Raw genomic sequence first — 12,155 nt, 5'->3', positions numbered from 1 at the left:
GGGCGGCCCGCCGGGCGCCAGCGCCGCGGCGCTGTGCATGGCCTTGGCGGGGACCAGCCGGTCGCGCTGGCCGCCGATCCACAGGCCGGGCGTGCGCAGGCCGGGCAGGGCGCCGCGCAGGTCGCTGCGGTCGAGCAGGGCGAGGCCTTCGTGCAGGGCGCGCGGCGCCGGTTCGCCGCGCTCGACCAGGGCATCGCGCAGGGCGCGCAGTTCGCTGCGCGCGTGCTGCGAGCCCATAACGTCCAGCGCCAGGAAGCGTTCCAGCGTGCCGCGGTAATCCTGCTCCAGGTCCTGGCCGAACTGCTCGAACACGCTGCGGTCCACTGCGTCGGGCCAGTCGGCATCGCGCACGAAGCGCGGCGTGGCGGCGAGCATCGCCAGCCCGCGCACCTGCGGCAGCGTGGCCGCGGCGTGCAGCGCCACCAGCCCGCCCAGCGACCAGCCGCACCACACCGCCGGCGGCGTGGCGGCGGCGATGGCGTTGACCAGGTAAGGCAGGCGCAGCGGGGTGGTGTCGTCGCGGCTGAAGCCGTGGCCGGGCAGGTCCACCACGTGCAGCTGGAATCGTGGCGACAGGCGCTCCACCAGCGGCGCGAAGATGCCGCCATGCAGCGCCCAGCCGTGGATCAGGACCAATGCCGGGCCGGTGCCGGTGACGTCGATATGCATGCGTGGACGATGTGCTTCAGGCGCTGACGGTGTTCAGCGACTGCTCGTAGGACAGCAGGTCGCGCGCACGGGCGGTGGCATCGACCAGCGCCTTGACCTGCTCGATAGTGTGCAGCGCCGAGAGCGTGATGCGCAGCCGCGCCTTGCCTTCGGGTACGGTCGGCGGGCGGATCGCGCCGACCAGGAAGCCGGACTGCTCCAGCGCGGCGCCCAGCGCCATCACCGTGGCCTCGTCGCCGCACAGCAGGGGCTGGATCGGCGTTTCCGAAGGCATCAGTTCCAGCCCGTTGCGGCGCGCGCCATCGCGGAAAGCAGCGATCAGCTCGACCAGCTTCTCGCGGCGCCAGTGGTCGCGGCGCGCCAGCTTCACCGCCGCCAGCGAGGCGGCGGCCTGCGCCGGTGGCAGCGCGGTGGTGTAGATGTAGGGGCGCGCGGTTTCGGCCAGGTGCTGGATCAGGCTTTCCTCGCCCAGCACCACCGCGCCATGGCCGCCCAGCGCCTTGCCCAGCGTGGCCAGCTGCAGCGGCACTTCGTTCACGCCCAGCCCGGCGTCGGCCACGCAGCCGCGGCCGTGTTCGCCGACCACGCCGATGCCGTGCGCATCGTCGACATAGAACAGCGCTTCCTGCATGCGCGCCACCAGCGACAGCGAGCGCAGCGGAGCGATGTCGCCGTCCATGCTGAACACGCCATCGGTGGCGAGCATGGCCGCGCCGTCGGCGGCGTTCTTCAGCTGGCGCATGGCGCCTTCGCTGTCCAGGTGGGGATAGCGGCGCAGGCGGCAGCCGGCCAGGCGCGTGGCATCGAGCAGGCTGGCGTGGTTGAGGCGGTCCTGTACGCAGACGTCGCTGTCCTCGGACAGCAGCGCCTGCTGCACGGCGAGGTTGGCCATGAAGCCGCTGTCGAACAACAGTGCGCGCGGATAACCGAGCCAGTCGGCCATCTCGCGTTCCAGTTGCTCGTGCAGCACATGGTGGCCGCAGACCAGGTGCGAGGCGGTGCTGCCGGCGCCTTCGCGGCCGGCGGCGTCCTGCAGCGCGGCGACCACTTCGAACTGCTGCGACAGGCCCAGGTAATCGTTGCTGCAGAAGCCGGTGAGCCACTTGCCGCCGACGTCCAGGCGCACGCCGTCGCGGCGGGCGACGCTGCGGCGGACGCGGATGCGCCCCTGCGCTTCGCGTAGCTTGCGCTGGTCCTGCAGGCGGGCAAGGAGGTCGGGGCGGGCCATGGCGTCAGTTCATGGGCGGGTGGGCGGCTAGCGTAACCGGTTGCCGGTGGAACCGCTTGCGGGGCGGGTTTGGTGCAGGAACGCTGCTTGGCGCGCGAGGGGCTCTACCGGAAAAGCCTCATCGCGCAGCGAGCGGCGCTCCTGCGGTCAGGCCGCGCAGCCACACTGCGGGGCGATGTCCAGGTGCACCGTGCCGGGATGGTCGTGGTCGTCGGCATCGACGTTCACTTCCATCGGGCGGATGCCCAGCCGCGCGAACAGCGCCTGGTCGCGCGCCGTGTCCGGGTTGCCGGTGGTCAGCAGCTTCTCGCCGTAGAAGATGGAGTTGGCGCCGGCGGCGAAGCACAGCGCCTGCAGTTCGTCGCTCATGCTCTCGCGCCCGGCCGACAGCCGCACCATCGAGCGCGGCATCGCGATGCGCGCCACCGCGATCATGCGAACGAACTCGAACGGATCCAGTTCGGCGCTGCCGTGCAGCGGCGTACCGGCGACCTGCACCAGGCGGTTGATCGGCACCGAATCCGGGTGCGCCGGCAGGTTGGCCAGCGCCAGCAGCAGGCCGGCGCGGTGCTCGCGGGTCTCGCCCATGCCGACGATGCCGCCACAGCAGGTCTTCAGGCCGGCGTTGCGCACGTGTTCGAGCGTATCGAGCCGGTCCTGGTACTGGCGGGTGTGGATGATCGAGTCGTAGTAGTCCGGCGCGGTGTCGAGGTTGTGGTTGTAGTAGTCCAGCCCGGCGTCCTTGAGCGCGCGGGCCTGGTGGCCTTCGAGCATGCCCAGGGTGGCGCAGGTCTCCAGGCCCAGCGCCTTCACCTCGCGGATCATCGCCGCCACCTTGGGGATGTCGCGGTCCTTGGGCGAGCGCCACGCCGCGCCCATGCAGAAGCGCGAGGCGCCGGCCTGCTTGGCGGCGCGGGCGCGGGCGACCACGCTGTCGGTGTCCATCAGTTTCTGCGCGTCCACGCCGGTGTCGTAGCGCTGCGCCTGCGGGCAATAGGCGCAGTCTTCCGGGCAGCCGCCGGTCTTGACCGACAGCAGGGTGGAGACCTGCACCTGGGCCGGGTCGAAATGCTCGCGGTGCACGCTGGCGGCGCGGAACAGCAGTTCGGGGAAGGGCAGGTCGAACAGCGCCAGCAGTTCCTCGCGGCTCCAGTCGTGGCGGATGACGGCAGACATGGGTGTTTCCTGACAGATCGGGCAACGGAAGCGGGGCAGTCTGGTGAGCATGCACGCCACTGTCAACAAATCGCTTTCCGGTTGGGTTTACAGGGTGGGCGGGCGGCTGTCCGACCTGCTGTTCCCGCCTGTCTGCCTTGTATGCGGGGAACCGGGCCAGCCCGGGCGCGATCTGTGCCCGGCCTGCGCCGCCGCCCTGCCGTGGCTGGAAAGCGCCTGCCGTGGCTGCGCCCTGCCGTTGCCGGCCACCGAGCCGGGCGGTGCGTTGTGCGGTGCCTGCCGTTCGGGGTGCTCGCCGCTGACGGAAGTCCATGCCGCCTTCCTGTATGCGGCGCCGATGGATGGGCTGCTGCGCCGCTTCAAGTTCCACGGCGATCTTGCCGCCGGACGCCTGCTGGCGCAGCTGATGCACGCGCAGCTGGCGGCCGTCGAGCGGCCGCAGGCCCTGGTGCCGGTGCCGCTGCACCTGTCGCGCCTGCGCCGGCGCGGCTACGACCAGGCGCTGGAACTGGCGCGGCCGCTGGCCCGCGCGCTGCGCCTGCCGATGCTGGCCGGGCTGCGCCGTACCCGCGCCACCGCGGCGCAGTCGGAACTGGACGCGGCCGCCCGCCGCCGCAACCTGCGCGCGGCCTTCGCCGCCCGCGGAACGCTGCCGGCGCACGTGGCCCTGGTCGACGACGTGATGACCACCGGCGCCACCCTGCAGGCCGCCGCCCGCGCGCTGCGCCGGGCCGGCGTGGCGCGGGTCGATGCCTGGGTCTGCGCGCGGGTACCGTGAACACGGCGGGATGACGTCCCGCTGCCTATGCTCGGTCGGTAGCGGCAATCCCTACGATCACTGCAAGGAGCGATGAGATGAGTGGCAACCCGAATTTCCCGTCCGGCGCGTTGTTCGGCGCGCTGTCCCGCCACTGGTGGGTGGTGCTGCTGTTCGGCCTGTTCGCGGTGGCCTTCGGCGTTCTGGCGCTGATGGCGCCGGTGCGCACCGCGGCGGTGCTGGCGATGTGGCTGGGCGTGATGGCGATCGTCGAAGGCGTGGTGGCGCTGGCCGCAGTCATCGGCGGCTCGGCGCCGGTATCGCGCGGCTGGGCGGTGTTCTACGCGCTGGTGTCCATCGCCTTCGGCGTGCTCGCCCTGCTCAACCCGCTGGCCACCGCGAGCGTGCTGCTGCTGTTCCTGGCAGCGTGGCTGGTGGTGGGCGGCATCTACCGCATCGTCTTCGCCATCCGCGTGCGCCGGCACATCCGCGGCGAATGGCTGCTGATCCTCAGCGGCCTGCTGGCGGTGGCGCTGGGCGTGATGTTCGCGCTCAATCCGCTGGGCGGGCTGATGGTCACCTCGCTGTGGATCGGTGCGATGGCGCTGGTCTATGGCGTGCTGCAGGTCGTGGTCGCGTTCCGCCTGCGCAGCCTGGGCAGGACCGCCGTCTGAGCCAGCGGCACGGTCGTTCAAGCGTGCGGCCCGCCATGGGGCGGGCCGTTGCGTGTCAGTCCAGGTACTGGCTGGCGACGATGCCGGCGAACAGCGCGGCCCCGACCCAGTTGTTGTGCAGGAAGGCGCGGAAGCAGGCCTCGCGCTCGCGCCGGCGGCACAGCCAGAATTCCCATGCCACCATCGCCGCGGCCACGCCCAGCCCGGCCCAGTACATCGTCCCGAGCCCGGCACGTTGTCCGACCAGCGCCATCGCGGCGAAGAACAGCGCGTAGAGGATGCCCTGGATCACCAGGTCCAGGTCGCCGAACAGGATGGCGGTGGAATGCGAGCCGACCTTCAGGTCGTCGTCGCGGTCGACCATCGCGTACCAGGTGTCGTAGGCGGTGGACCACAGGATGTTGGCCGCGTACAGCACCCAGCCCAGCGGCGGCACTTCGCCCTGCACCGCGGCGAAGGCCATCGGGATGCCCCAGCCGAAGGCCATGCCCAGGTAGACCTGCGGCAGGTGGGTGTAGCGCTTGAGGTAGGGATAGGTGGCGGCCAGGAACACGCCGACGAAGCTCAGGCCGATGGTCAATGCGTTCAGGGTCAGCACCAGCGCGAACGCGGCCAGCATCAGCCCGGCGAACAGTGCCAATGCCTGGCGCCCGGAGACCGCGCCGGTGGCCAGCGGGCGATCCTTGGTGCGCTTGACGTGCGGGTCCAGCCAGCGGTCGGCGTAGTCGTTGATCACGCAGCCGGCCGAGCGGGTCAGCCACACGCCGGCGGTGAACACGAACAGCGTCCACAGCGGCGGCAACCCTCCGGAGGCCAGCCACAGCGCCCACCACGTCGGCCACAGCAGCAGCAGGGTGCCGATCGGGCGGTCGGCGCGCATCAGTTTCCAGTAGCTGGCCAGCCGCGAGGGCGTGGGCGCCGGCTCTTGTTCGTATCGTTCGTAACCCATGCGCACAGGTTACCAGCCGTGCCCGGCGCGCCGTTGCGGCGGGGGCAGACCTGCGCATGCATTTGCCGTTAGAATGCGCCTCCGCCCGGCAGCGCCGGTCGGCAGGGAGCCATGCGCTCCCGCTGCGACACACAACGCGCCCGTAGCTCAGCCGGATAGAGTAGTGGCTTCCGAAGCCATTGGTCGGGGGTTCGAATCCCTCCGGGCGCGCCATCTCTGGATGGCGTATCGCGTGATTTCCCGCCTTCGCTCACAGCGCCCGCTCATGGCGCCCGGGTGCTTGGCGCCGCGCACGTTGCTGCATGCAGGCGCGGCACTCATCCTTCGAGTGCAGTTGCACCATCGACAAAGCCAACGAAGAAAGCCGGAGCGCCTGCAGCGATTCCGGCTTTTTTGTTGCCGTCGTCCGTGGCGGCGGAACTTCGCGCCCGCCACTGGCCCCGGCAACGCGATGGGTGTACAAATGTACACCCATGATCCCCGCCGACCTGCCACCGCAACGCGCCGCCGTCCTCGCCTTCCTGCGCGGGGAGCTGGCGGCCGGGCGCGCGCCCAGCCTGGCCGAGATCGCCGCGGCGTTCGGCTTTTCCTCGCGCAACGCCGCGCAGAAGCATGTGCAGGCGCTGCTGGCCGAGGGCCTGCTGGAGCAGGTGCCGGGGCGCAAGCGTGGCCTGCGCCTGCCCGGCGGCGATGCCGACCTGCTGCCGCTGCCGGTACTGGGACGGGTGGCCGCGGGCCAGCCGATCGGCGCCGACGTCGGCCTGGACCAGCAGTTCTGGCTGGACCGGCGGCTGTTCGCGCTGCGCCCGGACTACCTGCTGCGGGTGCAGGGCGATTCGATGATCGACGACGGCATCCTCGATGGCGATCTGGTCGGGGTGCAGCGCACGCCTGAGGCGCGCGACGGCCAGACCGTGGTGGCGCGCGTGGATGGCGAACTGACCATCAAGCGCCTGCAGCGCGGGCCAAAGCGCATCCGCCTGCTGCCGCGCAACCGCGCGCATGCGCCGATCGAGGTGCGGCCGGGGCAGGACTTCGCCATCGAAGGCGTTTACTGCGGGCTGGTACGCCCGGGTTGAATGGGCACGGTGGTCGCCCTCGACAGCCTGCTGGCCGCGCAGACGCTGTGGCATGCCGGGCGTGCGTCGGCCACGGCGCTGGGCGAGCCCACCGGCCATGCCGCGCTCGATGCGCTGCTGCCGCAGGGCGGCTGGCCGCGGCATGCGCTGACCGAACTGCTGCTGCCGGCCGATGGCGTGGGCGAACTGGCCCTGCTGCTGCCGACCCTGGCGCGGCTGAGCGAGGCCGGCGCGACGGTGGCGGTGGTGGCGCCGCCTTATGTGCCCTATGCCCCGGCCTGGCAGGCCGCCGGCGTGGCGCTGGAACGGCTGGAGATCGTGCAGGCCACGCCGCGCGATGCGCTGTGGGCGTTCGAGCAATGCCTGCGCAGCGGCGCCTGCGCCGCGGTGCTGGGCTGGCCGCTGCACGCCGATGCGCAGGCGCTGCGGCGGCTGCAGGTGGCGGCCGACAGCGGCCGGTGCCTGGGCTTCGCCCTGCGCGACCGCCGCCATGCGGCCAATCCCTCGCCGGCCGCGCTGCGCCTGGAGGCGGTGCGCGACCTGCACGGCGGCAGCGCCTGGCAGGTGCGCAAATGTCGTGGCGGTCCGGCGCCGGCGCGCGCCTTCGCCCTGGCCACGCGCTGAGGCGCGGCCATGCTCTGGGCCTGTGTACTGTTGCCGCAGCTGGCGCTGGACGCCGTCCTGCGCCGTTGTCCTGATCCGCAGGCGCCGCTGGCGCTGGTCACCGGCCCGGCGCAGCTGCGCACCCTGCAGGCGGTCAACGCCGCCGCGGCCGCGGCCGGCGTGCAGGCCGGCATGCGCCTGACCGCCGCGCACGCACTGCTGCCCGGGCTGGCCTTGGTCGAACACGATCCGCAGGCCGAACAGCGCTGGCAGCGTTTCCTCGCCGCCTGGGCCTACCGGCACAGTTCGCTGGTCAGCGCGCAGTGGCCCGGCTGCATCGTGCTGGAAGTGCGCGCCAGCTTCGCCCTGCTCGGGCCCTGGCCGCGCATCGAGGCGCGGCTGCGCGAGGAACTGGAGCTGCTGGGCTTCAGCCACCGCATCGGGCTGGCGCCGATCCCGCGCGCCGCGCAGGTGCTGGCCGGCCTGCGCGACGGCCTGGCGGTGACGCAGCCGGCGGCGATGGCGGCCCTGCTGGACCGCGTGCCGGTGCGCCGCGCGCGGTTGCCGGAGGATGGCGGCGAGCGCCTGCGGCACATGGGCATCGGCGACCTGCGCACGCTGCGCGCGCTGCCGCGCGACGCCCTGCGCCGCCGCTTCGGCCTGCCGCTGCTGGAACACCTGGACCGCCTCTACGGCCAGGCCGACGACCCGCTGGCGTACTACGCGCCGCCGGATCACTTCGACGCGCGCCTGGAACTGGGCTACGAGGTCGAGAGCCATACCGCGCTGCTGTTCCCGCTGCGCCGCCTGGTCGGTGACCTGTGCACCTACCTGTCGGTGCGCGACGGCGGTGTGCAGCGTTTCGTGCTGCGGCTGGAGCACGAGCAGGGCCACAGCGACGTGGCGGTGGGGCTGCTGGCCGCCGAGCGCGAGCCGGCGCTGCTGTTCGAGCTGGTGCGCAACCGCCTGGAGCAGGTGCGGATCGGCCAGCCGGTGGTCGCGCTGCGCCTGCTGGCGCGCGAGCTGCCGCCGTTCGTGCCCGCCTCGCGCGACCTGTTCGATCCGCGCACGCGCCAGCAGCAGCCATGGCCGCAGCTGCGCGAGCGGCTGCGTGCGCGGCTGGGCGATACGGCAGTGCATCGGATTACGCCGACTACCGATCCGCGCCCGGAACGCGCCTGGCGGCCGCTGCAGGGTGACGAAGGCCGCGGCGGCGACGCGGCCCCGGGGCTGCCGCCGCGTCCGGCGTGGCTGTTGCCGCAGCCGGTGCCGCTGCGCGATCCGCGCCCGCGCATCGTGTCCGGCCCGGAGCGGCTGGAAAGCGGCTGGTGGGACGGCGACGACGCGCGCCGCGACTACTACGTGCTGGAAACCTCGCAGGGCCAGCGCGCCTGGGCATTCGCACCGCCGGGCGAGCGGGGCGGCTGGATGCTGCACGGGTGGTTCGCGTGAGCCGACGCGAAGCGCGCGACTCGCATGCCGGCACCCGCGCGCCGCGCGCCTGGGAAGTGGCGCAGCGGCTGGGCCGCGAAGCCGCCAACGACGGCGCGCCCGGCGAGGAAAACCTGCCGGCCTACGCCGAACTGCACTGCCTGTCCGACTTCTCCTTCCTGCGCGGCGCGACCAGCGCCGAGGAGCTGTTCGCGCGCGCGCGCGACTGCGGCTACGAAGCGCTGGCGATCACCGACGAGTGTTCGCTGGCCGGCATCGTGCGCGCCTGGGAAGCGGCGCGCGCCAGCGGCGTGAAGCTGGTGGTCGGCAGCGAATTCGCCCTGGCGTGTGGGCTGCGCTGCGTGTTGCTGGTGGAAACCGCCGCCGGCTATGCACGGCTGTGCGAACTGATCACCCGCGGCCGCCGCGCTGCCGGCAAGGGCGATTACCTGCTCGGGCGTTCCGATGTGGAAGCGGTGCTGGAAGGCATCGATCCGGAGGCCTCTGGCCTGTTCGCGCTGTGGCTGCCGGGTGCGGAGCCGCAGGAGGAGCAGGGCCGCTGGCTGCAGGCGTGGTTCGGCGCGCATGCGCACCTGGCGGTGGAGCTGCACCGCGAGCAGGACGACGACGCGCGGCTGCAGCGGCTGCTGGCACTGGCCGGGGCCTTGCGGATGACGCCGCTGGCCAGCGGCGACGTGCACATGGACGTGCGCCGCCGCCGCATGCTGCAGGACACGATGACCGCCATCCGCCACAACCTGCCGCTGGCCGACTGCGGCGCGCACCTGTTCCGCAACGGCGAGCGCCACCTGCGCACCCGCCGCGCACTGGGCAACATCCATCCGCCCGCGCTGCTGGACAACGCGGTGCGGCTGGCGCGCCGCTGCAGCTTCGACATGAGCCAGCTGCAGTACCGGTACCCCACCGAGCTGGTGCCCGCCGGGCATACGCCCACCAGCTGGCTGCGCGAGTTGACCGGACGCGGCATGCGCGAACGCTGGCCGGAGGGAACGCCGCCCGATGTCGCCCGGCAGATCGAGGACGAGCTGGAGCTGATCGCCTACAAGCAGTACGAGGCCTTCTTCCTGACCGTGCAGGACATCGTGCGTTTCGCCAAAGAGCGCGGCATCCTGTGCCAGGGCCGCGGTTCCTCGGCCAACTCGGCGGTGTGCTTCGCGCTGGGCATCACCGTGGTGAATCCGGCCGAAAGCCGGCTGCTGATGGCGCGTTTCCTGTCGCGCGAGCGCGACGAGCCGCCGGACATCGACGTGGACTTCGAGCACGAGCGGCGCGAGGAAGTGCTGCAGTACGTCTACGGAAAATACGGCCGCCACCGCGCCGCGCTGGCGGCCACGGTGATCCGCTACCGCGGCAAGAGCGCGGTGCGCGACGTGGCCCGCGCCTTCGGCCTGCCGCCGGACCAGATCGCGCTGCTGGCCGGATGCCAGGGTTGGGGCAATGGCGAAGTGCCGATGGCGCAGCGGCTGCGCGAGACCGGCTTCGATCCGGACAATCCGCTGATCCGGCGGTTGATGGCGGTCACCGCGCAGCTGTGCGGCCATCCGCGCCACCTGTCCCAGCACGTGGGTGGCTTCGTGATCAGCGATGCGCCGCTGTCCAGCGTGGTGCCGGTGGAGAACGCGGCGATGGACGGGCGCACCATCATCCAGTGGGACAAGGACGACCTGGAGACGATGAAGCTGCTCAAGGTCGACTGCCTGGCGCTGGGCATGCTGACCTGCATCCGCAAGGCGCTGGCGCTGGTGGAGCGCCACCGCGGCTACCGTATCGATCTGGCAGCGCCTGCCGTCGACTCCGACACCTACGACATGATCGAGGCCGCCGACACCGTGGGCGTGTTCCAGATCGAATCGCGCGCGCAGATGAGCATGCTGCCGCGGCTCAAGCCCCGCTGTTTCTACGACCTGGTGATCGAGGTGGCGATCGTGCGACCGGGGCCGATCCAGGGCGGCATGGTGCATCCCTACCTGCGGCGGCGGCAGGGCAAGGAGGAGGCGACCTGTCCGGAGGCGCTGAAGGAAATCCTCGGGCGCACCTGCGGCATTCCGCTGTTCCAGGAACAGGTGATGGAGCTGGTCATCATCGCCGCCGATTACACCCCCAGCGAGGCCGATGTCCTGCGTCGCTCGATGGCGGCCTGGGGCCGGGGCGGCGACATGGAACCGCATCGCGTCCGCATCCGAGAGCGGATGCGGGGCAATGATTATTCCGACGAATTCATCGACCAGATCTTCGAGCAGATCAAGGGTTTCGGTTCCTACGGGTTTCCGCAGAGCCATGCCGCCTCGTTCGCCAAGCTGGTCTACATCAGCAGCTGGCTCAAGCGCCACGAGCCGGCGGCCTTCGCCTGCGCCCTGCTCAACGCGCAGCCGATGGGCTTCTATTCGCCCAGCGAGATCGTGCAGGACGCGCGCCGCGATGGTCGCGGTGGACGCCGCGGCGTGGAGGTGCGGCCGGTGGACGTGACCTGCAGCGGATGGGACAACACCCTGGAAGGCGGGCGGATGCGCCGCGGCAAGGACGACGACGCAGGACAGGCGGCCCTCCGCCTGGGCCTGCGCCAGGTGGCCGGGCTGTCGGAAGCCGCGGCGTCGGCCATCGTCGCCGCACGCGCCCGGCGTCCGTTCGCCGACGTGCGCGACCTGTGCCTGCGCGCCAACCTCGACGACCGGGTGCGGCGCGCGCTGGCCGAGGCCGGCGCGCTGCAGGCACTGGCCGGGCACCGTCACGCCGCGCGCTGGGAAGTGGCCGGCATCGAGCGCCAGCGGCCGCTGCTGCCCGGCAGTCCCGACGAGGACGCCGTCGTGCTGCCGGCGCCCTCGACCGGGGAGGACGCGCTGGCCGACTACCGCACGCTCGGCCTCACCCTCGGCGAACACCCGCTGTCGCTGCTGCGCGCGCGGCTGCGGCGCGAGCGCGTGCTCGACATCGCCCAGGTCCGGCAGCTGCCGCACGGTCGCGGCGCGCACGTGGCCGGCATCGTCGTGCAGCGGCAACGCCCGGGCACGGCCAAGGGCACGGTGTTCGTCACCCTCGAGGACGAACACGGCCCGCTCAACGTGGTGGTGTGGCAGGACCTGGCCGCGCGCCGGCGCAAGGTGCTGCTGGGCGCGCGGCTGATGGCGGTGCGCGGGCGCTGGGAACAGGTGGACGGCGTGCAGCACCTGATCGCCCGCGACCTGCACGACCTCAGCCACTTGCTGGGCGACCTGCAGACCCGCTCGCGGGATTTCCACTAGCGCGGCGCACGGCCAGTGCCGCGACGGGGCGACGCAGGCGATGCGCCGCCTTCGCAGCGCCCGGCAGCGCTGACGGCCAGGCGCTGCATGCTTGCCCGGTCCCTGTGCGGAGTGACGTTGAACACCGCACGCTTGGCGGCCGCCGTCGGCATCGGCGCGGTACGTGGCGGGCCCGGGATCCGGCCGCACCTGCCGCTTCTCGCCTTCGGCCAGTGCCAGTTGCGCCTGCCCGCCCTGCAGCTGGGCTGGCAACGTGTCGGCGCGCCGCGCCCCCCCCGGCCGGGTGGGGCGGGGCCCCTGCGGTCGCTCGCGGCGGGCCCCCCGCCGCC

The 12,155-nt window shown here is 72.3% G+C and carries 11 protein-coding genes and 1 tRNA gene; 8 read left to right on the top strand and 4 right to left on the bottom strand.

The window, feature by feature from the left end; translation table 11 throughout:
* The 3 genes from bioH to bioB form a co-directional block, all read right to left on the bottom strand.
* The coding region (gene bioH / locus QMX80_RS15580) for a pimeloyl-ACP methyl ester esterase BioH (protein ID WP_282278017.1) at window positions 1-669 on the bottom strand (669 nt) is incomplete at its 3' end.
* Between the two features lie 16 nt (window positions 670-685).
* Complete coding sequence (gene bioF, locus QMX80_RS15575; RefSeq protein ID WP_282278014.1) at window positions 686-1,897, bottom strand: 8-amino-7-oxononanoate synthase; 1,212 nt, start codon at window positions 1,895-1,897, stop codon at window positions 686-688.
* Window positions 1,898-2,044: 147 nt separating this feature from the next.
* Complete coding sequence (gene bioB / locus QMX80_RS15570; RefSeq protein WP_282278012.1) at window positions 2,045-3,073, bottom strand: biotin synthase BioB; 1,029 nt, start codon at window positions 3,071-3,073, stop codon at window positions 2,045-2,047.
* 49 nt (window positions 3,074-3,122) lie between these two features.
* Here bioB and QMX80_RS15565 point away from each other — a divergent pair, with 49 nt between their 5' ends.
* Together QMX80_RS15565 and QMX80_RS15560 are read left to right on the top strand one after the other, a co-directional pair.
* Window positions 3,123-3,851, top strand: coding sequence for a ComF family protein (locus QMX80_RS15565; protein ID WP_282278011.1), 729 nt, complete (start codon window positions 3,123-3,125; stop codon window positions 3,849-3,851).
* A gap of 77 nt (window positions 3,852-3,928) precedes the next feature.
* A complete protein-coding gene (locus tag QMX80_RS15560; RefSeq protein WP_282278009.1) occupies window positions 3,929-4,504 on the top strand; it encodes a DUF308 domain-containing protein in 576 nt (191 codons plus the stop codon).
* A 55-nt stretch (window positions 4,505-4,559) separates the two neighbouring features.
* Here the strand turns inward: QMX80_RS15560 and ubiA are convergent, their stop codons facing one another.
* Window positions 4,560-5,453, bottom strand: coding sequence for a 4-hydroxybenzoate octaprenyltransferase (gene ubiA, locus QMX80_RS15555; protein ID WP_055772993.1), 894 nt, complete (start codon window positions 5,451-5,453; stop codon window positions 4,560-4,562).
* Between the two features lie 136 nt (window positions 5,454-5,589).
* Between ubiA and QMX80_RS15550 the strand changes: the two genes are divergently transcribed.
* From QMX80_RS15550 to QMX80_RS15525, 6 genes are all read left to right on the top strand, one after another.
* A tRNA-Arg gene (locus QMX80_RS15550) sits at window positions 5,590-5,666 on the top strand.
* Window positions 5,667-5,926: 260 nt separating this feature from the next.
* A complete protein-coding gene (lexA, locus tag QMX80_RS15545) occupies window positions 5,927-6,532 on the top strand; it encodes a transcriptional repressor LexA (RefSeq protein WP_282278006.1) in 606 nt (201 codons plus the stop codon).
* Window positions 6,533-7,156, top strand: coding sequence for a translesion DNA synthesis-associated protein ImuA (gene imuA / locus QMX80_RS15540; protein WP_282278004.1), 624 nt, complete (start codon window positions 6,533-6,535; stop codon window positions 7,154-7,156). It begins immediately after the preceding gene.
* A gap of 9 nt (window positions 7,157-7,165) precedes the next feature.
* Window positions 7,166-8,587: a DNA polymerase Y family protein gene (locus tag QMX80_RS15535; protein ID WP_282278002.1), complete on the top strand. Its 1,422-nt coding sequence runs from the start codon at window positions 7,166-7,168 to the stop codon at window positions 8,585-8,587.
* Window positions 8,584-11,826 carry an error-prone DNA polymerase gene (locus QMX80_RS15530; protein WP_282278001.1) on the top strand — a complete coding sequence of 1,081 codons (3,243 nt, stop codon included), beginning with the start codon at window positions 8,584-8,586 and terminating at the stop codon, window positions 11,824-11,826. Before QMX80_RS15535 ends, QMX80_RS15530 begins: the two co-directional genes overlap by 4 nt.
* A 117-nt stretch (window positions 11,827-11,943) precedes the next feature.
* Window positions 11,944-12,155, top strand: a 212-nt coding sequence (locus QMX80_RS15525; RefSeq protein WP_282278000.1) for a hypothetical protein, incomplete at its 3' end; no start/stop codon positions are given.

The organism is Stenotrophomonas sp. PS02297, from assembly GCF_029959705.1.
GTDB classification, from domain to species: Bacteria; Pseudomonadota; Gammaproteobacteria; order Xanthomonadales; family Xanthomonadaceae; genus Stenotrophomonas; species Stenotrophomonas nitritireducens.
The sequence above is the reverse complement of the archived record's forward strand: the minus strand, read 5'-3'. Positions and strand labels throughout refer to the sequence as shown.

Excerpts from the sequence above, each read along its gene's own strand:
- bioB (WP_282278012.1), bottom strand. The coding sequence starts at position 3,073 with ATGTCTGCCGTCATCCGCCACGACTGGAGCCGCGAGGAACTGCTGGCG.
- lexA (WP_282278006.1), top strand. The coding sequence starts at position 5,927 with ATGATCCCCGCCGACCTGCCACCGCAACGCGCCGCCGTCCTCGCCTTC.
- ubiA (WP_055772993.1), bottom strand. The coding sequence starts at position 5,453 with ATGGGTTACGAACGATACGAACAAGAGCCGGCGCCCACGCCCTCGCGG.
- imuA (WP_282278004.1), top strand. The coding sequence starts at position 6,533 with ATGGGCACGGTGGTCGCCCTCGACAGCCTGCTGGCCGCGCAGACGCTG.
- QMX80_RS15535 (WP_282278002.1), top strand. The coding sequence starts at position 7,166 with ATGCTCTGGGCCTGTGTACTGTTGCCGCAGCTGGCGCTGGACGCCGTC.
- bioF (WP_282278014.1), bottom strand. The coding sequence starts at position 1,897 with ATGGCCCGCCCCGACCTCCTTGCCCGCCTGCAGGACCAGCGCAAGCTA.
- QMX80_RS15565 (WP_282278011.1), top strand. The coding sequence starts at position 3,123 with ATGCACGCCACTGTCAACAAATCGCTTTCCGGTTGGGTTTACAGGGTG.
- QMX80_RS15560 (WP_282278009.1), top strand. The coding sequence starts at position 3,929 with ATGAGTGGCAACCCGAATTTCCCGTCCGGCGCGTTGTTCGGCGCGCTG.